The sequence below is a fragment of the Streptomyces sp. NPDC111520 genome, from assembly GCF_055635295.1.
On sequence record NZ_JBVKBW010000006.1, the window covers coordinates 42,241 to 68,239 of the forward strand.

The window sequence follows — 25,999 nt, forward strand, 5'->3', positions numbered from 1 at the left end:
ACCGCCCGGCCCGGGAGCCCGTCACAGGCCCACCGCCCGCGCGGGCGCGAGCTGGTCGCACATGCGCCGGGCGCTGGGGCCGATGACCGCGTCCCATGCCCCGGTGCCCGCGCCGTCGGGCCCGTCGGCGGCCAGCCATCCGCGCACCTGCCGGCCGAACCCGGGGGACCCGCTGACCAGCTGCACCAGCCGCCGGTCGAAGAGGGCCGCGCCCTCGGGCGTACGGCAGAGCAGGAGGCCGACCCGGTGCACCAGGTCGCGGGTCACCGGGGCCGGCCGCCGGGCGCACCCGTCGGCGGCCGCGGTGAGCAGGGCGTCCAGCACCGCGGGGTCGCGCTCCTGCTCCAGCAGGACGTCCAGCAGCTCCCGGCGCAGCGGACGGGAGACCTGGCCGCCCGGCGCGGCCAGCACGGGCGCCAGCACCCTGCGCACCTGCGGCGGGTGCTCCCGCAGCAGGCCGGTGACGAGCGGCAGGAGCACGGCGCGGGCGGCCGGGCCGTGCTCCAGCCGGCGGTCGAGGTAGGCCGCCGCGTACGGCGCGTCCTCGGGGCGGTGGGCGAGGTGGTCCCACACCAGGGCGGCGGCCCGCCGCGCCAGCGCCGGGGTGGAGACCTCGGCCAGCTCGCGCAGCACCTCGGCGGCGCCGGGACCGGGTTCGCGCAGCCGGCGGTGGAAGGCGGCGAGCACCTGCTCGGGATGGGTGGGCAGGGCAGCGGCGAGCGCCGCGGCCGGCAGCAGGGGATCGCCGGCGGCGAATCCGTCCAGGGCGGCGGCCAGGTGGAGGGAGCGGGTCGCCGGGTCCCGCACGAGGAGGCCCAGCGCGGCACCGTACAGGGCGCGGTCGGCGGGTCTGGCCAGGATCGCCAGGGCCGCGTAGCGCAGCAGCTCGCGGTCGGCGGCGAGTGCGGCGTGCGGGGCGGCCAGCAGGCCGTAGGTGGCGGCGTCGGTGTGGCGCTCGGGCCGGTCGTCGTGCGCCCAGCGGTCGACGGCGCGGCACACGGCGGACGGCTCGTCCTCGGCGAGGGCCGCCAGCAGCTCCCGGGAACGCGCGTGGTCCGTGGCGGCCAGGGCCTCGGTGAGGTCGTCCACCGCCTGCCGCCGGTGGGTGTGGAGCAGGGCCTGCGCCGCGGTGGCGACCGTCGGCCGGGGGCCGGAGGGCGCGGACTGCAGCAGCCGTTCGTCGGTGAACCAGTCGCACAGGGCGGGCAGCGACGGTCGCGGCGCACCGGTCAGCACCTCGCCGGCCGCCGTCAGGAACCGCTCGCGTGTGCCGTCCGCGGCGCGCGGCGGCCCGTCGGCAGGCAGCAGCAGCCGCAGCAGGGCCAGACGCTCCTCCGGGGGAAGCCGCAGCCGCCGCCAGAACCACGGGCCGAACTCCCCCAGCCCCGCGCCCTCGTGGAAGCCACCGGCCTCGATGGAGCGGGCGGTGACGCGTTCCGCCAGCAGCCGCAGCACCTCCCGGTACGGTGTGGCGTCGGGCACCGCGAGCAGGGTCTCCCCCAGCAGATGCGCCGCCCACCACACCGCGTCCGCGCGCCGGACCGCCGACCGCCCGCCGTGGCCGCGCGGCAGGACGCCCGCGGCGCCGTGGGCCGCGGGCACGGCGGCGTCACGGTCGAGCACGAGGACGAGTTGCCGCAGCCTGCGGGCGAGGGTCTCCGGCCCTGAGCGGCGCGCGGTCAGCAGCAGCGCCTGCACGACGGGTCCGATGCGGTGCCGGGGCACGGGCAGGCAGCGCGGCACGGAGGGCGGGGCCAGCGACGGAGCGGGCGGGACCGGTGGCACCGCGCTGTGCCGCGGCTGCGCGGCGGCCCGGGCGGGCAGGCGCACGGGGGCCTCGGCGCTGCCGTCCCGGTCGCCGGCCGACCAGCGGTGCACGAGGGCGTACAGCGCCTCGTCCAGGTCGAGTTGACAGCCCTGCAGCCAGTCGCCGAACTCCTCGTGCGCGAAGCGGTACCCCGCGCCGGCCGGTACGACGAGCCCCTCCGTGAGCACCGCCGCGGCCCACCCGGAGCGCCACGGGAACAGCTCCTCGAAGGAGGCGCGGTCCAGTTCGCCCTGCCCGGGGCCCAGACAGCGCCGGGCCACCTCGTGCGCCTGCCCGGCGACACGGGCGGCCAGCCGCCGCACCTCCGGGGCCCGCGCGGGGGGCGTGGCGGCCGCGATGCGGTCCGCGATCCGCAGGCACAGCAGGTCCAGATGGGCCGAGAACACCTCCGTCCGGCCCGGCCGTCCCATGAGGCCGCCGCCGGCGGCCCGTACCTCCGACAGCAGCCGCAGCGCCAGCGGATGCGCCGCGTCCTGCTCGGCGAGGGCGCCGGCGGGCAGTCCGTGGCGCTCGCGGACGAGCCGCGCCGGCTCCTCCGGCAGCGCGCCCAGGCGCAGGCACGCGGGCAGTGCGCGGGCGCCTGGCGGGGTTCCGGCGTCATGGAGTACGCCGGGCGGGAAGAGCGCCCCGGCCTGTTCCCAGTACTCGGGGCGGCAGGCCACGATCAGCCGGGCACCCGCCGACCGCAGCCAGCTCGCCGTCTCAGCCGCCCACTCGGGCAGCGCGTGGGCGAGCACCGGCGGCATCTCCTCGGGGGCGTCCAGCACGACGAGCAACGGCCGCCCCACGGTGCGCGCCAGGCGGGCGACCGCATCGGGGGACGCGTCGGCCGGCGCGTGCTCCGGCGCCGTCCCGGCGTGCACGATGCGCCCCGCGGCGGCCAGCGCGCGCGCCACTGCCTCCCGCAACCCGGCGTCCCCCGCCCGCAGTTCGGCCCCGCGCAGCCACACCGTGGGCGCCGGGTCCGGACCGGCGGCACGCCGCGCGGCGAGCACCTCCAGCTCGGTCGTACGCCCGCTCCCGGGGGCGCCGACCAGCCCCAGCACCGGGGCGCACCCCTCCCCCGTGAACCGGGCCAGCTCCGCCTCCGTGTCCGGCCGTACGACGGCCTCCCGCCAGGCCCGCGGCCGGGCCGCGGAACCTACCGAGGTCGCGGTCAGCTGCAGCGCCCCGGCGATGTTCAGATGCGGCCCGTACGCGGGCACGGTCGCCGCGTTGCGCGCCAGCGCCTCCCCGAGCACCCCGCCCTCGGCGGGGGCGCGCAACGGCACCGCGAATCCGCCCGCGCGCCGCCCCGCGTGCATCGCCGTCACGAGGACGCCGTGCACCGCCCCGGTCTCGGCGTCGATCACCGGCTCCCCGGAGGCGACCGCGCGCAGCGGCTCGTCGTCCCCGCGCGCGCCGGCCAACTCGTACGCCGCGTCGAGCAGATGGAAGCGGTCCGTCGCGGTGTACGTCACCGGAGCCGTCCCCGCGATCGTGGCCTCCACCCAGCCCGCGCCGCGCAACCGCACGGCCCGCCCGGGCCCCGCGAACCCCGCCACGGGCAGCGGCGGCACGTCCAGCCCCTCCGTCGCCACGAGCGCGAGCCCCAGCTCCGGCAACGGCGTGATCGCGTGCACCTCGACGAGGGTCGTCTGTTCCCCGTGCGCGTGCAGCACGAGCCGGACGAGGCCGTCCACGGCCTCGTGGCTCGTCACGAGCATCCCGCGGCCGTCCCGCGCCTCGACGAGGAACCCCGTCCCTCGCGGCCGTCCGGCCAGGTCACGAACGCGCACCAGCGCCCTGTCGACATCGGCGGGCAGCACCGCCATCTGCGCACCTCCCCGCCACAGTGCCCGTTTCGACCGTAGACGTCCGTTGATCGACAGAACAGATCCCATGTCGAAAGCGCCCCCGAGCGCTCCCTCTCTTCACTCCGAGCGCCTGCCCGTTGGAGTGAATCGATCTTGCGGGGTGGATAGGGACGGGGGGAGGGGGGATCGTGCGGCGCGGGCCGCCAGGGGGGAGGGCCCGCGCCCACGCTCACGCGCTTGCGGCCCGGTTGTTGTGTGCGGGTCCGTTGCGCCTGCGGCGGGCTGTCTCCCACCCTCCCTCCCTCCCCCAGCCTTCGGCCGGGGGGACCCCCATCCGGCACGGTTGGTGCGGGCCTGCGCCCTGTGCATGGGTGGGCCGGGCGCGGGGCCTCCGGGGTGGGCATTCTGTACCGCATATTCATGTGCATGGCGGGGAGCACTCGTCGGTGCCGTCGCTGCCGCACATCACATACACGTCAGCGTCCAGAACGCCCACCCTCCCCCAGCCTTCGGCCGGGGGTGCCCCCACCTCCCCCACCCCCTCCGTATCCGTCGCGGCCAACGGCCGGTGGGAGGTCAGAAGGCAGTCCGGGGGCACGGCACCTGTCCGACACACCCCCAACGGGACACCCTGCGCCCGCACAACAGGGAGGGGGCGTGGCGGGGTGCTCCCCTGGCCGAAGGCCGGGGGAAACGAACGGCGGACCCGGTGCCGAACGATGCGGGCTGGAACCACGGGGCCGCAGGGGGCAGAGAACGGTTCCGGGTACCCCCGCACGCCTATCTGACCCCCCCACCGGCCGTTGTACGCCCATACGACGGGAGGGGGTGTGGCGGGGTGCTCCCCCTGGCCGAAGACTGAGGAAGACGAGCGCCATACGCGGTGCCGAATGATGCGGGCTTGCACCGTGGGGCCGTGGGGTCAGAGGGCGGTCCGGGGCAACCCCGGGCTACCTCCACACCCCCCACCGGCCGTCGTGCGCCCAAACCGGCCGGAGGGGGTGTGTCGGGGTGCTCCCCCTGGCCGAAGGCTGGGGGAGGCGAGCGGTCAAGTGCGGCGCCCGACGATGTGGACGTAAACCGCGAGCGTTCTGGGGGTCCCCCCGGCCGAAGGCTGGGGGAGTGCGCCGGCGCGGCGCCGACCCCAACACAACGTGCGAGACCCGCACCAATCGCGCCGGATGGGGGTCCCCCCGGCCGAAGGCTGGGGGAGGGAGGGCGGGGGAGAAACCCCAACAACAACCACAGCGGCGCCGCACACAACAACCCACCGGGCACACAACCACCAACCCGGTCCGGAAGCGCAGCGTCAGCGCAGGTTGGCCAGGATCCGAGCCTGCCCCTCCCGCGCCTCCACCAGCGCCAAAAACTCCCCCTCCGGCCCGAACACCGCCGTCGGCACCGCCCCCAGGGACGGCGGCGCCTCCAGCCGCACCCCGTTCCCGAGCAACCGCGCCTGCCGGTCGTCCACGTCCCACCGGGGGAACGCCGCCGCCGCGGCCTCCCCGATGGGCAGCACCGCGAACGCCTCCGTGAGCTGCTCCAGCGTGCGGGCGAGGTCGGCCCCGTAGGGCCCGACACGGGTGCGCCGCAGCGCGGTGAGGTGGCCGCCGACGCCGAGCGCGGCGCCCAGGTCCCGGGCGAGGGCCCGGATGTACGTGCCGGAGGAGCACTCGACCGTGACGTCGACGTCGACCACGGCTCCGCCCTCCAGCGGGACGTGCCGGACGTCCCGCACCACGAACGCCGACACCGTCACCGGCCGCGCCGCCAGCTCGAAGTCCTCGCCGCCGCGCACACGGGCGTAGGACCGGACGCCGTCGACCTTGATCGCACTCACCTTGGAGGGCACCTGCATGATGTCCCCGGTCAGCGGCACGATGCCCGCGTCGATGGCCTCACGGGTGACCCCGTCCGCGGGGACCGAGGCCGTGACCTCGCCCTCCGCGTCGTCCGTGACCGTGCTCCGGCCGAGCCGGATGGTCGCCTCGTACTCCTTGCGGGTGAGCGCGAGGTGCCCGAGCAGCCGGGTGGCCTTCTCGACGCCGATGACGAGGACGCCGGTGGCCATGGGGTCGAGCGTGCCGGCGTGCCCCACGCGCCGTGTCCCGGCCAGCCTGCGCAGCCGGGACACGACGTCGTGCGAGGTCATCCCGCCCGGCTTGTCGACGATGACAAGCCCGTCCTTCATCGTGCGCCGTCCTCCGTCGCGGACCCGCCTGCGGACCCGCCCTCGGACCCACCCGCGCCACCCTCGCCCTCGCCGGCGTACTCGCCCTCGCCCTCGTCCTCGCCGTCGTCCTCGTCCTCCCCCGGCTTCCGGTAGGGATCGGCCTCACCGGCGTACGTGGCGTCCGTGGCGGTCTTACGGACCTCCTCGTCGGCCAGCCGTGCCTTGGCGAGCAGGTCCTCGATCGTGCGCGCGTTCTCCGGGACCGCGTCGGCGACGAACGTCAGGGTGGGCGTGAAACGCACGCCGGTCTGCCGTCCGACCTCCGAGCGGAGGACGCCCTTGGCACTCTCCAGAGCCGCCGCCGAGGCGGCCCGCTCCTCGTCGTCACCGAAGACCGTGTAGAAGACGGTCGCCTCCCGGAGGTCACCGGTGACCCGGGTGTCCGTGATCGTCACGTAGCCCAGCCGCGGGTCCTTGATCCGCCTCTGGAGCGTCTCCGCGACCACGACCCGGATGCGGTCCGCCAGCTTGCGCGCCCGCGCGGTGTCGGTCATGCGTGCTCTTCTCTCTTCTCTTCACGCTTCGGTACGTGAGTGTCAGTCGTCGTCCCCGTGCACCTGCTGCCGCGCCGACAGCAGGTCCACCTCGGGGCGCGAGGCCATCCAGCGCTCGCAGCGTCCGAGGACGTCCTTGATGTGCCCGAGGTCCCCGGACACGACCGCCACGCCGATCTCGGCCCTGCGGTAGAGGTCGTGGTGGTCGACCTCGGCGACGCTCACCGCGAACTTGCGGTGGAGCTCGGCCACGATGGGCCGGATGACGGACCGCTTCTCCTTCAGCGAGCGGACGTCGCCGAGAAGCAGGTCGAAGGACAGCGTCCCTACATACATGGGCATCAGGTCAAGCCGACCTGTGGGGCCTCGTAGTGAACGGTGCGAACACCGTGAACAGCAATCACCACAGTAAAGGCAACGGCCGGGGCCGATCGACGGAATTTACCCTCCGCCAACCGGCCCCGGTCATGTGTACCTCGATCAGACGCGAGGCTTCTCGCGCAGCTCGTAGGTCGCGACGACGTCGTCGATCTTGATGTCGTTGTAGTTGCCGAGGTTGATACCACCCTCGAAACCTTCACGAATCTCGGTGACGTCGTCCTTGAAGCGCCGCAGACCCTCGATGGTGAGGTTCTCGGCGACGACCTTGCCGTCACGCAGCAGACGCGCCTTGGCGTTGCGTCGGACCTCGCCGGAGCGGATGAGCACACCGGCGATGTTGCCGAGCTTGGAGGAGCGGAAGACCTCGCGGATCTCGGCGGTGCCGAGCTCCACCTCCTCGTACTCGGGCTTGAGCATGCCCTTGAGCGCCGCCTCGATCTCGTCGATGACCTGGTAGATCACCGAGTAGTAGCGGACGTCGACGCCCTCACGCTCGGCCAGCGACGTGGCGCGGCCCTCGGCCCGCACGTTGAAGCCGATGATGATCGCGTCGGAGCCCGCCGCCAGGGTGACGTCGGTCTCGGTGACCGCACCGACACCCCGGTGGAGGATGCGCAGGTCCACGTCCTCGCCGACGTCGAGCTGGAGCAGCGAGGACTCCAGGGCCTCGACCGAACCGGACGCGTCGCCCTTGATGATGAGGTTGAGCTGCTGGACCTCGCCGGCCTTGAGCACCTTGTCCAGGTCCTCCAGGCTGACCCGGCGGCGGGACTTGGCGAAGGCCGCGTTGCGCTCGCGGGCGGCACGCTTCTCGGCGATCTGACGGGCCGTACGGTCCTCGTCGACCACCAGGAAGTTGTCGCCGGCACCCGGCACGTTCGTCAGACCGAGCACCAGGACCGGGGTCGAGGGGCCCGCCTCGTCGACGGTGTTGCCGGTGTCGTCGAGCATGGCGCGGACACGGCCGTACGCGTCGCCGACCACCATGGTGTCGCCGACCCGCAGGGTGCCGCGCTGGACCAGGACGGTCGCCACGGCGCCGCGGCCGCGGTCGAGGTGGGCCTCGATCGCGATGCCCTGGGCGTCCTGCTCCGGGTTGGCGCGCAGGTCGAGCGCGGCGTCCGCGGTCAGGACCACGGCCTCCAGGAGGCTGTCGATGTTCAGGCCCTGCTTGGCGGAGATGTCGACGAACATCGTCTCGCCGCCGTACTCCTCGGCCACCAGGCCGAACTCGGTGAGCTGACCGCGCACCTTCGTCGGGTCGGCGCCCTCGACGTCGATCTTGTTGACCGCGACCACGATCGGCACGTCGGCCGCCTTGGCGTGGTTCAGCGCCTCGATCGTCTGGGGCATGACGCCGTCGTTCGCCGCCACCACGAGGATCGCGATGTCGGTGGACTTGGCACCGCGGGCACGCATGGCGGTGAACGCCTCGTGACCGGGGGTGTCGATGAAGGTGATCGCCCGGTGCTCGCCGTTGACCTCGGTGGCCACCTGGTACGCACCGATGTGCTGGGTGATGCCGCCGGCCTCGCCCGCGACCACGTTGGTCTTGCGGATCGCGTCGAGGAGGCGGGTCTTGCCGTGGTCGACGTGACCCATGACGGTCACGACCGGCGGACGCGCGACGAGCGCTTCCTCGCCGCCCTCGTCCTCGCCGAACTCGATGTCGAAGGACTCGAGGAGCTCGCGGTCCTCCTCCTCCGGGCTGACGATCTGGAGGGTGTAGTTCATCTCGTCGGCGAGCAGCTGCAGCGTGTCGTCGGAGACGGACTGGGTCGCGGTGACCATCTCGCCGAGGTTCAGCATCACCTGGACGAGCGACGCCGGGTTGGCGCCGATCTTCTCGGCGAAGTCGGTCAGCGAGGCACCACGGGAGAGGCGCACGGTGTCGCCGTTGCCGCGGGGCAGCAGCACGCCGCCCACGGACGGGGCCTGCATGGCCTCGTACTCCTGGCGCTTCGCCCGCTTCGACTTGCGCCCACGGGCCGGACGGCCACCGGGGCCACGGCCGAAGGCGCCCTGCGTGCCACCGCGGCCACCCGGGCCACCGGGACGACCGCCGAAGCCGCCGCCGCCGGGACGGCCGGCGAAGCCGCCGCCACCGCCACCGCCGGGGGCACCGCCCGGACGCGGACCGCCGAAGCCGCCGCCGCCACCGGGACGACCGCCGCCGCCACCGCCACCGGGACGACCGGCGAAGCCGCCGCCGCCGGGACGACCGGCACCGCCGCCGGGACGCGCGCCGGGGCCGCCGCCGGGACGACCGGGACCGCCCGGACGACCCGGGGCACCGCCGGCAGCGGGACGCTGCGGCATCATGCCGGGGTTCGGACGGGGACCGCCGCCCTGCGGACGGGGCATGCCGCCCGGGGTCGGACGCGGACCGCCGGAGGCGGCACCGCCACCGGGACGCGGAGCGCCACCCGGACGGGGACCGGCGGCACCCGGGGCGCCACCGGGGCGCGGGCCGGACTGGCCGGGGGCACCACCGTGGCCGCCGCCGGGACGCGGCGCCTGCGGGCGCGGCATGCCGGTGGAGCCGGAGGTGAAGGGGTTGTTGCCCGGACGGGGACCGGCCGGACGCGGGGCGCCCGGACGCGCGGCCTGGCCGCCGGGACGCGGGGCACCGGGGCCGCCCTGGCCACGGCCGCCGTCACGCTGACCGGGACCGGAGGGACGGGCGCCGGGACGCGGGCCGGGGCCACCGGGACGACCGCCGGAGGGGCGCTCGGCCTGGGCCGGACGCTCCTGGGCGGCGGGACGCTCCGGGGCCGGGGCCGGCGGGGCGGAGAACTCCGCCTGCGGCACCGGGGTGACCGGGGCGGGCTTGGCCGGGGCCGGCTTGGGGCCGGGGGTCGGGCGCGGGCCCGGGGCCGGCGCGGCGCCACCCGCGGGCTTGGGGGTGGTGGGGGCAGGTCCCGCGGCCGGCTTCGGGGTCGGGGCAGCGGGACGGGCCGGCGCACCCGGAGTGGGGGTGGCCGGCTTTGCGGGCGCGGCCTTGCGCGGCGCCGCGGGCTTGGCACCTGAGGGCTTGGAGGCGGAACCGCCGCCGGGGCCCTGCAGTGCGTCAGTCAGCTTGCGAACAACCGGCGCCTCGATCGTCGAGGACGCCGAACGGACGAATTCGCCAAGTTCTTGGAGCTTGGCCATGACGACCTTGCTCTCAACTCCGAACTCCTTGGCGAGTTCGTATACCCGGACCTTAGCCACTTCGCTCCTTCATGAGGTCCGGGGTGGTCGTCCGCCGGACCGTCGCTACTTCATGGGCGTACTCATCGCGTGCTCATCGAGTGCTCATCGCAATCTCGACCTACTTCCAACTCGCGGGGTACTGACCGCACGGTCGCCCGAGCGGTCTTCCTGCCTACTCACGGTGTGCCTGCTCGACGTACCCGCGGAGGTCCGCGGTGTCCAGCGCTCCCCGGGCCCGGAAGGCCCGCGGGAACGCCCGGCGGCGGACCGCCAGGTCGAGACAGACGGTGTCGGGGTGCACATAGGCACCCCGACCGGGCAGCGTACCGCGAAGATCGGGAACACAGGACTCCCCGACCACCGCCACACGCAGCAGATCATGCTTGACCGCCCGCTCCCTGCACCCGATGCACGTGCGCTCCGGGCGTGCTGGGCCATGCGTCCGGCCAGACATCCTTAGTCTACCTCCCCGCGCCGACCTCACCCCTCCGGGTTATTCGACGCACGGTTGTTCTTCCGTCACCCGCGGGTGCTACTGCTCGGCCTGCTCGGTGTCCGGCCGGATGTCGATCCGCCAGCCCGTGAGCCGTGCGGCAAGGCGTGCGTTCTGCCCTTCCTTGCCGATCGCCAGCGACAACTGGTAGTCCGGCACGGTCACCCGCGCGGAGCGGGCGCCCATGTCGACGATCTCCACCTTGCTCACCCGAGCGGGTGACAGGGCGTTGGCGACCATCTCCGCCGGGTCGTCCGACCAGTCGACGATGTCGATCTTCTCGCCGTTCAGCTCGGCCATCACCGCGCGCACCCGGGCGCCCATGGGGCCGATGCAGGCGCCCTTGGCGTTCAGCCCGGAGCGTCCGGAGCGGACCGCGATCTTCGTGCGGTGGCCGGCCTCGCGGGCGATCGCGGAGATCTCGACGGAACCGTCGGCGATCTCCGGGACCTCCAGCGCGAAGAGCTTCTTCACCAGGTTGGGGTGGGTCCGCGAGAGCGTCACGGACGGACCGCGCACGCCCTTGGCCACCCGGACGACGTACGAGCGCAGCCGGGTGCCGTGCTTGTAGTCCTCGCCGGGCACCTGCTCCTGCACGGGCAGGATCGCCTCGAGCTTGCCGATGTCGACCAGGACGTTCTTGGGGTCCTTGCCCTGCTGGACGACACCGGTGACGATGTCGCCCTCACGTCCGGCGTACTCGCCGAAGGTGATCTCCTCCTCCGCGTCCCGCAGCCGCTGCAGGATGACCTGCTTGGCCGTGGTCGCGGCGATCCGCCCGAAACCGCTGGGCGTGTCGTCGAACTCCTGGGGCTCGGCGCCCTCGGGGGTCTCCGACGGGTCCTCCTTGGCCCACACCGTGACGTGCCCGTTGGTGCGGTCGAGCTGGACGCGCGCGTTGCGGCGGCTGCCCGGCTCGCGGTGGTACGCGATGAGGAGCGCCGACTCGATCGCCTCGACCAGCAGGTCGAAGGAGATCTCCTTCTCCCGGACCAGACCCCGCAGGGCACTCATGTCGATGTCCACGGCTACGCCTCCTCAGTGCTCTCGTCGCCGTCAGTATCGGCACCGGCCGGGTCCTTGCGACTGAATTCGATCTCCACCCGCGCCTTGGCGATCTCACCGAAGGCGACACGGGCGGGCTTGGGCTTGCGTCCCTTGACACCCGGGACCTCCAGGTCGAGCCCTTCCTCGTCGACCGCGAGGATCCGCGCGACCAACTGCTCGCCGCCGGCCGTCGTCAGCTTGACCAGCCGGCCCTCGTTGCGCCGGAAGTGGCGCGGTTCGGTGAGCGGACGGTCCAGGCCCGGCGAGGAGACCTCCAGCAGGTACGCCGCCCCGCCCATGGCGTCGGCGTCGTCGAGTACCTGCGAGATCTCCCGGCTCAGCTCGGCGATCGTGTCCAGCGGGGCACCCTCGTCGGAGTCCACGATCACCTGGAGCTGCCGACGGTTGCCGGCCGCGGTCACCTTGACCTCTTCCAGTTCGAGCCCCGTCTTCACGACGAGCGGCTCGAGCAGCGCGCGCAGCCTCTCGCTCTGGGTGGTGCTCATCCGGGTGACTCCTCGGCCGCGTGTGCTGTTGTGATGGAAGGTCGTGTGTCGGGCCAAAGCCTATCGGTTCAGGTCCCGGAACGACGATTCGGCGCCGCGGAGGGCGCCGTCACGGCCGTCGGCCGCCGCGCGGGTACCCTCACGTGAGGTGATCACGGGAAGGGGCACTGTGCCGCTCAGCAACATTCCCCGCCGGCGCGCGGTCCGCGCCGCCCTCGTCCTGCCGGCCGCGGCAGGATTGCTCGGCGGATGCTCCGACGGGACACGGCCCGAGGGGACCTCCGCGAAGGGCTCGCCGTCCGCCGACGCGAGCGTGACGCTGCGCCGGCGGGCCGCCCGGGACAGCGCGGCACTGCTCGCGCGCTACGACGCCACCATCACGGCGCACCCGGACCTGGCGAAGCGGCTGCAGCCGCTGCGGGCCGAAGTGGCGCGCCACGCCGAGGCGTTCGGCCCGTCCGTGCGTTCCGCTTCGCCGTCGCCCTCGGGATCCGCGGCGCCCTCGCCATCCGCGTCGCCGTCGCCTTCGGCCTCCCCGTCCGTCCCCGCGCGGGCCGGGGACGCGCTGTCCGCGCTGGCGGCGGCCGAGCGCACGCTCGCCGACGCCCGGACCGCCGCACTCCTGGACGCGCCGGCCGAACTCGCCCGCCTGCTCGCCTCGGTGGCCGCCTGCGGCGCCGGGCACGTCCTGCTGCTCAAGGAGCACTGACCCGACCCATGGCACAGCAAGCGCTGCTCAAGGCCGTCCAGGCCGCACTCTCCGCCGAGCACGCCGCGGTGTACGGCTACGGCATCGTCGGCGCCCGCGTCGGCGAGGAACTCGCCCGGCAGTCCCAGCAGTCGTACGACGCGCACCGCGCCCGCCGCGACGCGCTGCGCCGCACCGTCGGCGACCTCGGCGGCGAACCCGTCGCCGCCGAGCCCGCGTACGCCCTCCCGTTCGACGTGCCGGACCGCGCGGCGGCCGTGCGTCTCGCCGCGGAACTGGAGGACCGGGTCGCCGGGGTCTACGCGGACCTCGTGCGCGCCGCCGCCGCCGATCTGCGCCGCGGGGCGGCCGACGCGCTGCGCGAGGCGGCGGTCCGCGCCGTGCGCTGGCGCGGGGGGAGCGTAGCCTTCCCGGGGCTGGCCGAACGCGAGCGGACGGCCGCGGAGAAGGTTTAGCACCAGGAGGGACGTACCCACGCATGGCCTCGGCACCTCAGCCCCAGCACCTGGAACCGCCCGAGCGGCTGGTCCGCACGGTCAGCGCCCGGGAGGGCGAGGCGGGCCGCGCCTGGCTCGCCGGCCTCCCCGAGCGCGTCGCGGACCTCCTCGCGCGCTGGGAACTGCGGCCCGAGCGCGTCCTCTCCCCCGGCGGCCGGACCAGCATGGCCGTCCTCGTACAGCAGGCCGACGACACCCCCGCGACCCTCAAGGTCGGCCTCGTCACGGACGAGACCCGGCACGAACACGCCGCGCTCGCCCGCTGGGACGGCCGCGGCGCGGTCCGCCTGCTGCGGGCCGACCCCGACGCGGGGGCGCTCCTGCTGGAGCGCCTGCACAACGACGTGTCGCTGCGCTCGCTGCCCGAGCAGAAGGCGATGCTCGAGGCGTGCGCCACCCTGCAGCGGCTCTGGGTCCCCCCGGGTGAGGGCCACCCGTTCGTGCCCGTCGCCGAGCACACGGCGCGCCTGGCGGCACTGCTGCGGGAACGGCGCGAACAGCCGTACGTGCCGGACGAGGCCCGGCCCCTGGTCGACGAGGCACTCGCGGTCCGCGACGAGTTGTGCGCGGACGCCCCGGGCGAGGCGGTGCTGCTGCACGGCGACTACCACCACGGGAACGTGCTCGCCGCGGACCGCGTGCCGTGGCTGGCCGTCGACCCCAGGCCGCTGGCGGGCGAGCCCGCGTACGACCTGGCGTGGCTCGTCCGCGACCGCCTCGAGACGCTGGTCGCCACGCCGGGCTCGCAGTCCGCGGCCCGCCGCAGGGTCGCCAAGCTCTCCGACTCCCTCGACGCCGACCGGGACCGCGTCCGCGGGTGGGCACTGTTCCGCGCGGTCGAGGCAGGGGTGTGGGAGTTCTCCATGGGGGACCGTCAGGCCGGCGAGCTCTTGCTGGAGTTCGCGGCCTGGCTGTAGACCCCGGGTCCCCGCGTTCGGGTCTTACGTGGCTGGGGTTGGGTTTCTCCCCCACCCTCCCGCCCGATTGCCCAGCGCAATTGGTGCGGGTCTCGGACCTCGTTGTGGGGTCGGGGCCGCGCCGGCGCGGCCCCGACCCCACAACAACGTGCGAGACCCGCACCGACCGCGCCGGATGGGGGTCCCCCCGGCCGAAGGCTGGGGGAGGGCGGGAGGGTGGGCGGACGCCCGCCGCAGGCGCAACGGACCCGCACACACCCCCCGGGCAGCCCGGCGCAGCCGACCGCAGGCGCAACGGACCCGCACACAACAACCGGCCGCAACCACACCCACCCGCACCCGCTACGCGGAAAGGCGCGCCACCGCATCCCCCACGGACAACTCCTCCCGCTCCCCGGACCGCCGGTCCTTCACCTCGACGACCCCGTCCGCGGCCCCCCGCCCCACCACCAGAATCGTGGGCACCCCGAGCAGTTCCGCGTCCGTGAACTTGACGCCCGGGGAGACGCCCGCGCGGTCGTCGACGATGACCCGGACCCCGGCGGCGTGCAGCTTCTCCGCGACCTCCAGGGCCAGCTCCGTCTGCAGTGCCTTGCCCGCCGCCACGACGTGGACGTCCGCCGGGGCGACCTCGCGCGGCCAGCACAGGCCCTGCCCGTCGGCGGTCTGCTCGGCGAGCGCGGCGACGGCGCGGGAGACGCCGATGCCGTACGAGCCCATGGTGACCCGGACGGGCTTGCCGTTCTGGCCGAGGACGTCGAGCCCGAAGGCGTCGGCGTACTTGCGGCCCAGCTGGAAGATGTGGCCGATCTCGATGGCCCGGTCCAGCTTGAGGCCGGCGCCGCAGCGCGGGCAGGGGTCGCCGGGCTCGACGGTGACGACGTCGAGGTACTCGTCGACCTCGAAGTCGCGGCCGCAGACGACGTTGCGGGCGTGCGTGTCGGGCTTGTTGGCGCCGGTGACCCAGGCCGTGCCCGGCGCGACGCGCGGGTCGGCGAGGTAGCGGACGCCGGTGAGGCCCTGCGGGCCGACGTAGCCGCGGACGAGGTCGGGGCGGCCGGTGAAGTCCTCGGCGGTGACGAGTTCGACCTCGGCGGGGGCGAGGTGCTCCGCGAGCTTGCCGAGGTCGACCTCGCGGTCGCCGGGGACGCCGACGGCGACGATCTCGCCGTCGACCTTGACGAGCAGGTTCTTCAGGGTGGCCGAGGCCGGCACGCCGAGGTGGGCCGCGAGGGTCTCGATGGTGGGGGTGTCGGGGGTGTCGACCTCCTCCAGCGGAGGGTGCGCGGCGCCCTCGACGGGGGGCACCACGGTGGTGACGGCCTCGGTGTTGGCCGCGTAGTCGCAGGCCGGGCAGTCCACGAAGGTGTCCTCGCCGGCGGAGGCGGGGGCGAGGAACTCCTCGGAGGCCGAGCCGCCCATCGCGCCGGAGACGGCGGAGACGATGCGGTAGTCGAAGCCGAGCCGCGAGAAGATCTTGACGTAGGCCTCGCGGTGCAGCCGGTAGGCCTCGGCCAGCCCCTCGTCGGTGGTGTCGAAGGAGTAGGAGTCCTTCATCTGGAACTCGCGGCCGCGCAGCACGCCGGACCGGGGCCGGGCCTCGTCGCGGTACTTGGTCTGGATCTGGTAGAGGATCACCGGCAGGTCCTTGTAGGACGTGCACTGGTCCTTCACCACCTGGGTGAAGATCTCCTCGTGCGTGGGACCGAGCACGTAGTCCGCGCCCTTGCGGTCGCGGAGCTGGAAGAGCAGGTCGCCGTACTCGCCGGCGCGGCCGGTGGCCTCGTAGTTCTCGCGCGGGAGCAGCGCGGGCAGCAGGACCTCCTGGCCCCCGATGGCGTCCATCTCCTCGCGGACGACGCGGGCGACGTTCTCCAGCACGCGCTTGCCGAGCGGCAGCCAGGTCCACACCCCCGCGGAGGAGCGGCGGACGTATCCGGCCCGGACCAGGAGTTTGTGGCTCGCGGTCTCGGCGTCGGCCGGGTCGTCGCGCAGCGTCTTGAGCATCAGCCGGGACATGCGCAGGACCATGGGGCTCTCCAGGGGGTTTCGTACCGTTCCGCCGAGGATATCGAGCCGTGGCGCGCAGCCGGAAACGCGTTTACCGGGCGAGCGGGAGGTGGGCGCCCATGACGGCGTAGGGGCTGGCGGCGCTGGGGAAGTGCACGGGCCGCGCCAGGTCGGTGTAGCCGAGGGCGCGGTAGAGCCGCCGGGCCCGGCTCTCGGTGTCGATGGCGGACAGGATGCTGCGGGGTTCGTCAGCGCCGTCGGTGATGGTGGTGATGAGGGCGCGCCCGATGCCGCGGCCCTGGAAATCGGGGTGGACGTGCAGTTCGGTGATGGTGAAGGAGTCGTCGAGCCACGCGTCGGTGCCGGTGCGCCGCAGGTAGGGCTCGACGACGGTGGACCACCAGTGGGTGCGGCTGTTGGGCATGCCGTACACGAAGCCGGCGAGCCGTCCGTCGGGGGTGAGCGCGCCGAGCGAGCGGACGCCGGGGAAGCAGAGGTGCCGCAGCACGATCTGCCGCCGGATGGCGACCTCCTCCGCGCCCAGTCCGAAGGCGACCGCCTGGACGGCCAGCGCCTCGTCCACCCGTGCCGTCAGGTCGATCGGCTCTACCGCCACGTCCTCCATGGGCGGCGACACTACTAGAACAGGACGCTCATGAAGGCGCCGACCTCGGTGAAGCCGACCCGGCGGTAGGCGGCGCGGGCGGGCGCGTTGAAGTCGTTGACGTAGAGGCTGGCCACCGGGGCGACGTCGCGCAGCGCGTAGTGGAGGACGGCGGCCATGCCGGTCTCGGACAGGCGGCGGCCGCGGTACTCGGGGGCGACCCAGACGCCCTGGATCTGGCAGGCGTGCCGGGTGACGGCGCCGATCTCCGCCTTGAAGACGACCCTGCCGTCCTCGATGCGGGCGAACGCACGGCCGGCGCTGACGAGTTCGGCGACGCGGGCCTGGTAGATCAGTCCGCCGTCGCCGGCGAGCGGGGAGACGCCGACCTCCTCGGTGAACATGGCGACGCAGGCCGGCATGATCACGTCCATCTCGTCGCGCCGGACCCGCCGCACGTGGGGGTCGGGCTCGACCTGGGCGGGCAGTGCGCGGGTGACCATCAGCGGCTGGTGGGCGCGGACCTCGCGGGCGGGGCCCCAGCTGGGTTCGAGCAGCGACCACAGCGCGGAGGCGGCGGGGGCGGGCCCGACGATGGAGGAGCAGCGGCGTCCGGCGCGCAGGGCCCGCTCGGCGAAGGCGCGGACGGCTTCGGGGCCGGCGCTGATCGGGACGAGGTTGGCGCCGGCGTAGCAGAGCGCCTCGAGGCGGCCTCCGGAGTACCAGCCCCACATCTCGCCGCCGAGGCGCCAGGGGTCGAGGCCGGCGACGGCGACCCGGGAGGCAACGAAGGCGTTGGCCACCGGGTCGCGGTCGAGCACCGCGAGGGCGGCGTCGAGTTCGCCGGGTTCCATGACCTTGGTCGTCGTGGTCGTCAACACGTGGGGCGCCTCACCGTACGGGCCGCAGCGGTCGGGGGAAGTCCCCGAACCTTACCTCGCGAACGCGTGTTCCGCCCGGGCCGGCCCGTATCCCGGACCGCGGGGGTCCGGGACGCGGGAGCGGCCGGTGGTTCAGCTGACGGAGACGGAGGGCTCGCCGGAGGTGACGCCGTCGGCCTCCATCTGCTCGGCGAGCTTCATGGCCTCTTCGATGAGGGTCTCGACGATCTTCGACTCGGGGACGGTCTTGATGACCTCGCCCTTGACGAAGATCTGCCCCTTGCCGTTGCCCGAGGCCACCCCCAGGTCCGCCTCGCGCGCCTCACCCGGGCCGTTGACGACACAGCCCATCACCGCGACCCGCAGCGGGACCTCCATGCCCTCCAGACCCGCCGTCACCTGGTCCGCCAGCTTGTACACGTCCACCTGCGCCCGCCCGCACGACGGGCACGAGACGATCTCCAGCCGCCGCTGCCGCAGGTTCAGCGACTCCAGGATCTGGATGCCGACCTTGACCTCCTCCGCCGGAGGCGCCGACAGCGACACCCGGATCGTGTCACCGATCCCCTCGCTCAGCAGCGCACCGAACGCCACCGCCGACTTGATCGTGCCCTGGAACGCCGGACCCGCCTCGGTCACGCCCAGGTGCAGCGGGTAGTCGCACTGCGCCGCCAGCAGCCGGTACGCGTTGACCATCACCACCGGGTCGTTGTGCTTCACCGAGATCTTGATGTCCCGGAAGCCGTGCTCCTCGAACAGCGAGCACTCCCACAGCGCCGACTCCACCAGCGCCTCGGGCGTCGCCTTGCCGTACTTCTCCAGCAGCCGCTTGTCGAGCGACCCGGCGTTCACACCGATCCGGATCGGGGTGCCGGCGTCGGAGGCCGCCTTGGCGATCTCCTTCACCTTGTCGTCGAACTGCCGGATGTTGCCCGGGTTCACCCGCACCGCGGCGCAGCCGGCGTCGATGGCCGCGAAGACGTACTTCGGCTGGAAGTGGATGTCCGCGATCACCGGGATCTGCGACTTCCTGGCGATGGTGGCGAGGGCGTCGGCGTCGTCCTGCGAGGGGCAGGCGACGCGGACGATCTGGCAGCCGGACGCGGTGAGCTCGGCGATCTGCTGCAGCGTGGCGCCGATGTCGGCCGTGACGGTGGTGGTCATGGACTGGACGGAGACCGGGGCGTCGCCGCCGACCGCGACCGACCCGACCTGGATCTGGCGGCTCTTGCGGCGGTCGGCGAGCTTGATCGGAACGGACGGCATCCCGAGCGAAATCGCGGTCATGTGCGTGGCATCCCCAAAGTAAGCGGATCGAGGTCCCGGCGGCGTGGGCGGGCTCCGTTGAACGAGACTACGTCACCCCACCCACGCCTCCGACATCGCGCTATGTCAAACGCACCGGATTGATGAGATCCGCGGCCATGACCAGGGCCGTGAAGCAGATGAAGATTCCGGCGACGACGTAGGCGACCGGCATCAGCTTCGCCACGTCGAAGGGGCCGGGGTCGGCACGGCGGAAGACCTTGGCGAACTTCCGGCGGACGGACTCCCACAGGGCGCCCGCGATGTGCCCGCCGTCGAGCGGCAGCAGCGGGAGCATGTTGAACAGGAAGAGGGCCATGTTGATCATGGCGAGCAGGTTCACCATCGTGGCGACCTTCTGCGTGGCCGGCAGCGGCAGCGAGAAGATGTCGCCGCCGAGACGCGCCGCACCGATCATGCCGACCGGGGAGTCGGGCTGCCGCTCGGCGCCGCTGAAGACCGCGTTCCACAGGTCGGGGATCTTGCCGGGGAGCGCCGCGAGGGACCGGACACTCTCCTCGGCGGTGGTGCCCATGTGGTCGATGGACTGCCCGAAACCGTACGTCACCACGCCGTCCGCGGGCGTGAAGCCGAGGAACCCGGCCTGGACGTACTGGTCCTTGACGATGCCCCCGTGCCCGTCGGTCTTGACGACCTTGTTGGGGATCAGGTTCGCGTGCAGGTCGACGGTCTTGCCGTCGCGCACGACGGTGATCGTGGCGGGGCCGATGGTCTTGCGGATCTCCTGCTGCAGCACCGTCCACTGGCTGTCGTCGACCTTCACCCCGTTGAAGGCCACGATCCGGTCGCGCTGCCGCAGACCGGCCGCCTTGGCGGGAGCGGCCGGGTAGTCGCCGCGGGTGCAGGGGTCCTTGGCCTTGAGGGCCTCGGTGTCGGAAGCGGGGATGACGCAGTCCGATACCGAGCCCACCGTCGTCGTCTGGGTGGGGATGCCGAAGCCCATGAAGAGCGCCAGGAAGAGGCCGAAGGCCAGGATCAGGTTCATGAACGGGCCGGCGAACATGACGATCACGCGCTTCCAGGGCTTGCGCGTGTAGAACATCCGGGTCTCGTCGCCGGGCTTGAGTTCCTCGTACGCCGCGGAGCGGGCGTCCTCGATCATCCCCCGGAAGGGCGAGGTGGAGCGGGCGGCGATCCGGCCGTCGTCGCCGGGCGGGAACATGCCGATCATGCGGATGTAGCCGCCGAGCGGGATCGCCTTGACGCCGTACTCGGTCTCACCCTTGTGGCGGGACCAGATGGTCGGCCCGAAGCCGACCATGTACTGCGGCACGCGGATCTTGAAGAGTTTGGCCGTGGAGAGGTGGCCGAGTTCGTGCCAGGCGATGGAGGCCAGAAGCCCGACCACGAAGACCGCGATCCCCAGACCCCACATGAGTCCTGTCATACGTGTGCTGCCTCCGTTGTCGCCTGTTCCGCAGCCAGTTCCCGGGCGCGGGCCCGCGCCCAGCTCTCCGCCTCGAGGACGTCCTCCACGGTGAGGGAGGTTCCTTCGGCGGGAGTGCCGTGCTCCTGCACCACCCTTGCGACGGTGTCCACGATGCCCGTGAAGGGCAGCGTGCCCGCGAGGAACGCGGCCACGCACTCCTCGTTGGCCGCGTTGAACACCGCGGGGGCGGTACCCCCGAGGCTACCGACGTGGCGCGCGAGCGCCACCGCCGGGAACGCCTCGTCGTCCAGCGGGAAGAAGGTCCACGTGGCCGCCTTGGTCCAGTCGCACCCGGGCGCGGCGTCGGGCACCCGCTCGGGCCAGCCGAGGCCCAGCGAGATCGGCATCCGCATGTCGGGCGGGCTGACCTGGGCCAGCGTGGAGCCGTCAGTGAATTCCACCATCGAGTGGATATACGACTGCGGGTGGACGACGACCTCAATGCGGTCGAAGGGAATGTCGTAGAGCAGGTGGGCCTCGATGACCTCCAGGCCCTTGTTCACCAGGGTGGCCGAGTTGATCGTCACCACCGGGCCCATGTCCCAGGTGGGGTGGGCCAGCGCCTGCTCGGGGGTGACCCCGGCCAGCTCCTCCTTGCCCCGGCCGCGGAAGGGGCCGCCGGAGGCGGTCACGACGAGCTTGCGGACCTCGGCGCGGGAGCCGCCCATGAGGGCCTGGAACAGCGCGGAGTGCTCGGAGTCGACGGGCACGATCTGGCCCGGCTTCGCCACGGCCTTCACCAGGGGGCCGCCGACGATCAGCGACTCCTTGTTGGCGAGGATCAGGATCCGCCCCGCCTCGAGCGCGGCCAGCGTGGGGCGCAGGCCGATCGAGCCGGTGATGCCGTTCAGGACGGAGTGGCACGGACGGCCGGCCAGCTCGGTCGCGGCGTCCGGGCCGACCAGGATCTCCGGCAGCGGCTCGGTGCCGTAGCGCTCGGCCAGCGCCTCCCGCAGCGGGCCCTCCGCGTCCTCGTCCGCGACGGCGACGGCGGAGACGCCGAGCTGCAGCGCCTGGTCGGCGAGGAGCCCGACCCGGCCGCCGGCGGCGGACAGGGCCACCACCCGGAAGCGGTCGGGGTTGCGCAGGACGACGTCGATGGCCTGGGTGCCGATCGATCCGGTCGAGCCCAGGACGACGATGTCGCGGGGTCCGTCGTGGGCGCCGCCGGCTGCGTCCGGTACGGGCAGCCGCAGGTGGGGGTCGGCGAGAGAGTCCGTCATCCCCCCATTGTGTCGGGTCGCCGGCACGGCGGGGGCACCGCCTCCGTGAAGGCGGTGCCCCGCGCGCCGGGGGCGCGCACCTTGTCCTGTCAGCGGATCGGCCGGTGGACGTTCTCCTTGCCGGAGGCGCCCGGTGTGGTGTCGGCGATCCACGGACCGTCGCTGGAGGGGTCGACGATGCCGGACTCGAGCCAGGTGTAGGCGCCGCCGAGGACACCGTCGACGACCTTGCGGTCGATGGCGTCGGTGTTGGTCCACAGCCGGCCGAAGAGCTCCTCGACGCGGATCCGCGACTGGCGGCAGAAGGCGTCGGCGAGCTGGTAGGCCTCGCGTCCGTTCTCGCCGCGGTTGCGGAGCATCTCGGCGCGGACGCAGGCGGCGCTCATGGCGAACAGCTCCGCGCCGATGTCGACGACGCGGCCCAGGAAGCCCTGCTTGGTCTCCATCCGGCCCTGCCAGCGCGACATGGCGTAGAAGGTGGAGCGGGCGAGCTTGCGGGAGTTGCGCTCGACGTAGCGCAGGTGCGCGGCGAGGTCGGGGTGGCCCGCCGGGTGGAAGGCCGAGTACGTACCGGGGATCTGGCCGGGGCCGGCCACCAGCTTCGGCAGCCAGCGGGCGTAGAAGCCGCCCGCCTTCATGCCGGCCTTGGCCTTGTCGCCGAGCGCCTTGTCGGGGTCGATGAGGTCACCCGCGACGGACAGGTGGGCGTCGACGGCCTCACGGGCGATCAGCAGGTGCATGATCTCCGTGGAGCCCTCGAAGATCCGGTTGATCCGCAGGTCGCGCAGCAACTGCTCGGCCGGGACGCCCCGTTCGCCGCGGGCGGCGAGGGACTCGGCGGTCTCGAAGCCGCGGCCGCCGCGGATCTGGACGAGTTCGTCGGCCATGGTCCAGCTCATCTCGGAGGCGATGAGCTTGGCCAGCGCGCCCTCGATGCGGATGTCGTTGCGGTCCTCGTCGGCCATCTGGCTGGACAGCTCCATGACGGCTTCGAGCGCGAAGGTGGTCGCCGCGATGAAGGAGATCTTCGCGCCGACGGCCTCGTGGCGGGCGACCGGCCGGCCCCACTGCTCGCGGGCGGCCGACCACTCGCGGGCGATCTTCAGGCACCACTTGCCGGCCGCGACGCAGGACGCGGGCAGCGAGAGGCGGCCGGTGTTGAGGGTGGTCAGGGCGATCTTCAGCCCGGAACCCTCGGGACCCACGCGGTTCTCGGCGGGGACGCGTACCTGGTGGAAGCGGGTGACGCCGTTCTCGATGCCGCGCAGCCCCATGAAGGAGTTGCGGTTCTCGACGGTGATGCCCTCGGAGCCGGCCTCGACGACGAAGGCGGTGATGCCGCCCCTGTGGCCGTCGCTCTTCGGCACCCGCGCCATGACGACCAGCAGGTCGGCGACGACGCCGTTGGTGGTCCACAGCTTCACGCCGTCGAGGACGTAGGAGTCCCCGTCGGGTACGGCCGTGGTCGCCAGGCGTGCGGGGTCGGACCCCACGTCGGGCTCGGTGAGCAGGAAGGCCGAGATGTCGGTGCGGGCGCAGCGCGGCAGGAACCGCTCCTTCTGCTCCGGGGTGCCGAACAGCTTCAGCGGCTGGGGTACGCCGATCGACTGGTGCGCGGAGAGCAGCACGCCGATCGCGGGGCTGGCGGAGCCGACGAGGGCGAGCGCCTTGTTGTAGTACACCTGGGTGAGGCCGAGGCCGCCGTACTTGGGGTCGATCTTCATGCCGAGGGCGCCGAGCTCCTTGAGCCCGGTGATGACCTCGTCGGGGATCCTCGCCTCACGCTCGATCAGGGCCCCGTCCACCTTCGTCTCGACGAAGTCGCGCAGCTTGGCCAGGAACTCCTCGCCGCGCTGGACCTGCTCGGTCGACGGTGTGGGGTGGGGATGGATCAGGTCGAGCCGGAAGCGGCCCAGGAACAGTTCCTTGGCGAAGCTCGGCTTTCGCCATTCCTGTTCGCGGGCGGCCTCTGCGACCTGGCGCGCTTCGCGTTCGGAAACGGTGGGGCGGGCGGATGCTGCGGACATGGGGGCGTCACCTCGCGTCGGTTACCGACCGGTGCTACTTGTTCGTTAGTACCCCGGTTCCGGCATGGTCACCAGCCCTCGCGCACGGGGTGCGGAGGGCCGGTGACCTTTCCGACGGCGGTTCAGGCCGACGCGAGCAGCTTGCGCAGGGGGGCGGTGTCGGGGGCGGAGCCGCCCTCGGTGACGGGGTCGGCGAGCGCGTCGACCGCGGAGCCGAACTCCGACTCGTCGGTGCCGTCGGCCAGCACCAGCCGCACTCCCTGATCCCATGTCAGTTCCCAGTGGGCCGCGCCGGATTCCGCCAGTGCGAGACCGGCGAGGGCGGCGACTCCCGCGTGCAGCGCGCCCTCGGGCAGCCCCTGCGCCAGGGCCGGCAGGCGGCCCTGGTCGGCGGCGTCGAGCAGGGCCGCCACGGTCGGCTCGGTGCCCGCGGCCGACAGCGCGACGCGCATCGGCGCGGCGCTCTCGGCGAGCACCAGACGCACCGCCGGATCCGCCAGCGCGCTCCACTCCACTCGGGTGAACGCCTGGCTCTCCGGGCTGAGGGTGGCCGCTTCCAGGGCGATCAGCACCTGGTCACGGTCGTGCAGCAGCTCCATGGCCGGGCGGTCCTGCCCGGCGGCCGGCGCCTGCGGGCCGTCGGCGGGCGCTGCCTCGACGAGGCGGACGCGTTCGGCGATCGGGGGGTGCGAGTCGTACGGGGAGCGCTGCTCACGCGGCAGCCGGGCCCGCAGCCGGTCCAGCTCCGCGCGGCGCGCGGGGTCGGTCAGGAAGCGGGGCAGGCCGCCGTAGACCTCCCCGGCGGGCGGCAGCAGCCGGGCCGGGGCGCCGAAGGCGGCGTACTGCCGCATGTAGTGGTCGAAGGCGGCGTCCAGGACCGGGATCTCGCGCAGCGCGGAGGCGGTGGCGTCGCGCCCGGCGAGGCGTACGGCGGCCTGGTCGGCGGCGAGCTCCTGGGCGCGGCCGACGCTGTGCGAGGCGCGGAGGTAGAACTTGGCGTAGGCCGTGTAGATCGCCGCCATGGCGCGGTAGGTGACACCGGCGCCCGAGGTGTCGACCTCCTTGGCCTTGCGGCCCTTGGCCAGGGCCTTGGCGGCCTTGTCCTCCTGGCGGGCCTGTTCGCGGCCCTGGGCGCTGGCGGCGCGCTCCTCGAAGTGGGCGATGGTGCGCAGCATGCGCTCCTGGCCGCGCAGGGTGATGGCGGACAGCCGGGTGTCGCTGTTGCCGTAGTGGCCGAGCTCGTGCGTGAGGACGGCGTGCAGCTGGCGCTCGGTCAGCCCGGCGAGCAGGGGGACGCCGATGTACATGCGGCGGCGGCCGCCGAGCAGGCCGAGGAGCCGGGACTTCTCGGACACGGCGGCGTTGACCTCGCCGACGAGGACGATCTCGTCCGGGGCGCGGGTGCCGTAGCGCGCCGCGAGGTCGCGGACGGCCGCCCACAGCTCGGGCTGCTGCGCATCGGTGACGGGGACGCCGGACGGGCCGTCGTCCTGGGGGCGGCGCAGCATGAACATGCCGCGGACGATGGGGACGGCGAGGACGACGCTGACGAGGACGACCTTGCCGGTCAGTCCGCCCACGCCCCACGAGGCGACCAGGACGTCGATCCCGGCCAGCACCGCGAGCAGCACCACGCCCAGCAGGTAGAAGCCCGCGAGCAGCACCAGGGCGCGTACGGCGCGCAGCGTGGAGCTGCCCGCCGCGGCCGGCTCGGATCCGGCGGGCGGCGCTGCCTCGGCGCGCACCGCGTCCTGGGGCACCCCGTCGTCGGCGACGCCGTCCGGGCTGGTCAGCGAGGAGACGCCGACCGTCGTGGACGGGACGCCGAGTGCCGCGCACACCTGACGCAGCAAATCCTCAGGGCCCGGCTTCGCCTCGCCGGGGCGCGGGTCGTTGCGGACCTCCGCCAGGGCGGCGGCCGCCTCGGGACGGCGGAACCACTGCGCGCAGCGGGCCGCCTGCTCGTCCCACTGGGCGCGGTGTTCCGCGTACTCCTGCGGCTCGGTGGGCGGCTCCCAGTCCGCGGCCCACACCATGCTCTGACTGCCCTCGCCGTCCGGGCGCACGAACACCGCGTACGCGACCTGCGGCGTCGCCACCAGCACGAGGGCCGGCACCTCCAGCCGCCGGGCCAGCTCACGGCCGGCCGGCACCACGTCGCCGATCCCGATGCCCTCGCCCTCGGTCACCGGCGCGTCGAACAGCACCCCCGTACCGCCCTCGCCCCCGACGACCCAGCCGCCGACCGGCCCCGCGGCCACGGCCTCCGCGGTCGCCCCGGCCTCCGCCGTGCAGACCACCGCATACGTTGCCACCTTGCGTTTCCCCTCCCTGGCGCCTCCCCGGCGCCGTTCACGAGAGGGTCACTTTACGTGCCCATGTCGACAGCACGCACAGCGCGGC

At 73.6% G+C, this 25,999-nt stretch carries 19 protein-coding genes; 3 read left to right on the forward strand and 16 right to left on the reverse strand.

The features are described 5' to 3' along the window. Window positions 1–21 precede the first annotated feature (21 nt). From ACZ7MY_RS15175 to rimP, 8 genes are all read right to left on the reverse strand, one after another. Complete coding sequence (locus ACZ7MY_RS15175; protein ID WP_499602084.1) at window positions 22–3,642, reverse strand: serine protease; 3,621 nt, start codon at window positions 3,640–3,642, stop codon at window positions 22–24. 1,291 nt (window positions 3,643–4,933) lie between these two features. Beyond that, window positions 4,934–5,815, reverse strand: coding sequence for a tRNA pseudouridine(55) synthase TruB (truB, locus tag ACZ7MY_RS15180; RefSeq protein WP_499602086.1), 882 nt, complete (start codon window positions 5,813–5,815; stop codon window positions 4,934–4,936). Then, a complete protein-coding gene (rbfA, locus tag ACZ7MY_RS15185; RefSeq protein WP_499602087.1) occupies window positions 5,812–6,351 on the reverse strand; it encodes a 30S ribosome-binding factor RbfA in 540 nt (179 codons plus the stop codon). Before rbfA ends, truB begins: the two co-directional genes overlap by 4 nt. Window positions 6,352–6,393: 42 nt before the next feature. After that, window positions 6,394–6,687 carry a DUF503 domain-containing protein gene (locus tag ACZ7MY_RS15190; protein WP_431965611.1) on the reverse strand — a complete coding sequence of 98 codons (294 nt, stop codon included), beginning with the start codon at window positions 6,685–6,687 and terminating at the stop codon, window positions 6,394–6,396. 144 nt (window positions 6,688–6,831) lie between these two features. Beyond that, window positions 6,832–9,945, reverse strand: a complete 3,114-nt coding sequence (infB, locus tag ACZ7MY_RS15195; RefSeq protein WP_499602089.1) for a translation initiation factor IF-2 — start codon at window positions 9,943–9,945, stop codon at window positions 6,832–6,834. A 154-nt stretch (window positions 9,946–10,099) separates the two neighbouring features. Further along, entirely contained in the window at window positions 10,100–10,381 is a 282-nt protein-coding gene (locus tag ACZ7MY_RS15200; protein WP_499602090.1) for a YlxR family protein, read from the reverse strand. 78 nt (window positions 10,382–10,459) lie between these two features. Then, window positions 10,460–11,446: a transcription termination factor NusA gene (gene nusA, locus ACZ7MY_RS15205; protein ID WP_499602092.1), complete on the reverse strand. Its 987-nt coding sequence runs from the start codon at window positions 11,444–11,446 to the stop codon at window positions 10,460–10,462. Window positions 11,447–11,448: 2 nt separating this feature from the next. After that, the gene (gene rimP, locus ACZ7MY_RS15210) at window positions 11,449–11,973 is read right to left on the reverse strand and encodes a ribosome maturation factor RimP (RefSeq protein WP_499602093.1); all 525 of its coding nucleotides are present in this window, start codon (window positions 11,971–11,973) and stop codon (window positions 11,449–11,451) included. 151 nt (window positions 11,974–12,124) lie between these two features. On the opposite strand from rimP, the gene ACZ7MY_RS15215 reads away from it, so the two are divergent. From ACZ7MY_RS15215 to ACZ7MY_RS15225, 3 genes are read left to right on the forward strand one after another with little or no spacing between them, the layout of a single operon-like run. Beyond that, window positions 12,125–12,682, forward strand: a complete 558-nt coding sequence (locus tag ACZ7MY_RS15215; RefSeq protein WP_499602732.1) for a hypothetical protein — start codon at window positions 12,125–12,127, stop codon at window positions 12,680–12,682. Between the two features lie 8 nt (window positions 12,683–12,690). Beyond that, on the forward strand, window positions 12,691–13,137 hold the full coding sequence (locus ACZ7MY_RS15220; RefSeq protein ID WP_499602095.1) for a ferritin-like domain-containing protein: 447 nt from the start codon (window positions 12,691–12,693) through the stop codon (window positions 13,135–13,137). 23 nt (window positions 13,138–13,160) lie between these two features. Next, a complete protein-coding gene (locus ACZ7MY_RS15225; protein ID WP_499602096.1) occupies window positions 13,161–14,096 on the forward strand; it encodes an aminoglycoside phosphotransferase family protein in 936 nt (311 codons plus the stop codon). 342 nt (window positions 14,097–14,438) lie between these two features. On the opposite strand, the gene ACZ7MY_RS15230 is transcribed toward ACZ7MY_RS15225, so the two are convergent. From ACZ7MY_RS15230 to ACZ7MY_RS15265, 8 genes are all read right to left on the reverse strand, one after another. Further along, window positions 14,439–16,127, reverse strand: coding sequence for a proline--tRNA ligase (locus ACZ7MY_RS15230; RefSeq protein WP_499602098.1), 1,689 nt, complete (start codon window positions 16,125–16,127; stop codon window positions 14,439–14,441). A gap of 70 nt (window positions 16,128–16,197) precedes the next feature. Beyond that, complete coding sequence (locus ACZ7MY_RS15235) at window positions 16,198–16,731, reverse strand: GNAT family N-acetyltransferase (RefSeq protein WP_499602100.1); 534 nt, start codon at window positions 16,729–16,731, stop codon at window positions 16,198–16,200. 14 nt (window positions 16,732–16,745) lie between these two features. Then, window positions 16,746–17,591, reverse strand: a complete 846-nt coding sequence (locus ACZ7MY_RS15240; RefSeq protein ID WP_499602102.1) for a GNAT family N-acetyltransferase — start codon at window positions 17,589–17,591, stop codon at window positions 16,746–16,748. A gap of 132 nt (window positions 17,592–17,723) precedes the next feature. Then, window positions 17,724–18,878: a flavodoxin-dependent (E)-4-hydroxy-3-methylbut-2-enyl-diphosphate synthase gene (ispG, locus tag ACZ7MY_RS15245; protein WP_396347457.1), complete on the reverse strand. Its 1,155-nt coding sequence runs from the start codon at window positions 18,876–18,878 to the stop codon at window positions 17,724–17,726. Between the two features lie 100 nt (window positions 18,879–18,978). After that, a complete protein-coding gene (locus ACZ7MY_RS15250; protein WP_499602103.1) occupies window positions 18,979–20,304 on the reverse strand; it encodes a M50 family metallopeptidase in 1,326 nt (441 codons plus the stop codon). Continuing rightward, the gene (gene dxr / locus ACZ7MY_RS15255) at window positions 20,301–21,569 is read right to left on the reverse strand and encodes a 1-deoxy-D-xylulose-5-phosphate reductoisomerase (protein ID WP_499602104.1); all 1,269 of its coding nucleotides are present in this window, start codon (window positions 21,567–21,569) and stop codon (window positions 20,301–20,303) included. Before dxr ends, ACZ7MY_RS15250 begins: the two co-directional genes overlap by 4 nt. 89 nt (window positions 21,570–21,658) lie before the next feature. Then, complete coding sequence (locus ACZ7MY_RS15260; protein ID WP_499602105.1) at window positions 21,659–23,596, reverse strand: acyl-CoA dehydrogenase family protein; 1,938 nt, start codon at window positions 23,594–23,596, stop codon at window positions 21,659–21,661. Between the two features lie 122 nt (window positions 23,597–23,718). After that, the gene (locus tag ACZ7MY_RS15265) at window positions 23,719–25,911 is read right to left on the reverse strand and encodes a M48 family metalloprotease (protein ID WP_499602106.1); all 2,193 of its coding nucleotides are present in this window, start codon (window positions 25,909–25,911) and stop codon (window positions 23,719–23,721) included. Between the last annotated feature and the right edge of the window lie 88 nt (window positions 25,912–25,999).

Excerpts from the sequence above, each read along its gene's own strand:
- ACZ7MY_RS15175 (WP_499602084.1), bottom strand. The coding sequence starts at position 3,642 with ATGGCGGTGCTGCCCGCCGATGTCGACAGGGCGCTGGTGCGCGTTCGT.
- truB (WP_499602086.1), bottom strand. The coding sequence starts at position 5,815 with ATGAAGGACGGGCTTGTCATCGTCGACAAGCCGGGCGGGATGACCTCG.
- rbfA (WP_499602087.1), bottom strand. The coding sequence starts at position 6,351 with ATGACCGACACCGCGCGGGCGCGCAAGCTGGCGGACCGCATCCGGGTC.
- ACZ7MY_RS15190 (WP_431965611.1), bottom strand. The coding sequence starts at position 6,687 with ATGTATGTAGGGACGCTGTCCTTCGACCTGCTTCTCGGCGACGTCCGC.
- ACZ7MY_RS15200 (WP_499602090.1), bottom strand. The coding sequence starts at position 10,381 with ATGTCTGGCCGGACGCATGGCCCAGCACGCCCGGAGCGCACGTGCATC.
- rimP (WP_499602093.1), bottom strand. The coding sequence starts at position 11,973 with ATGAGCACCACCCAGAGCGAGAGGCTGCGCGCGCTGCTCGAGCCGCTC.
- ACZ7MY_RS15220 (WP_499602095.1), top strand. The coding sequence starts at position 12,691 with ATGGCACAGCAAGCGCTGCTCAAGGCCGTCCAGGCCGCACTCTCCGCC.
- ACZ7MY_RS15225 (WP_499602096.1), top strand. The coding sequence starts at position 13,161 with ATGGCCTCGGCACCTCAGCCCCAGCACCTGGAACCGCCCGAGCGGCTG.
- ACZ7MY_RS15230 (WP_499602098.1), bottom strand. The coding sequence starts at position 16,127 with ATGGTCCTGCGCATGTCCCGGCTGATGCTCAAGACGCTGCGCGACGAC.
- ACZ7MY_RS15235 (WP_499602100.1), bottom strand. The coding sequence starts at position 16,731 with ATGGAGGACGTGGCGGTAGAGCCGATCGACCTGACGGCACGGGTGGAC.
- ispG (WP_396347457.1), bottom strand. The coding sequence starts at position 18,878 with ATGACCGCGATTTCGCTCGGGATGCCGTCCGTTCCGATCAAGCTCGCC.
- ACZ7MY_RS15250 (WP_499602103.1), bottom strand. The coding sequence starts at position 20,304 with ATGACAGGACTCATGTGGGGTCTGGGGATCGCGGTCTTCGTGGTCGGG.
- dxr (WP_499602104.1), bottom strand. The coding sequence starts at position 21,569 with ATGACGGACTCTCTCGCCGACCCCCACCTGCGGCTGCCCGTACCGGAC.
- ACZ7MY_RS15260 (WP_499602105.1), bottom strand. The coding sequence starts at position 23,596 with ATGTCCGCAGCATCCGCCCGCCCCACCGTTTCCGAACGCGAAGCGCGC.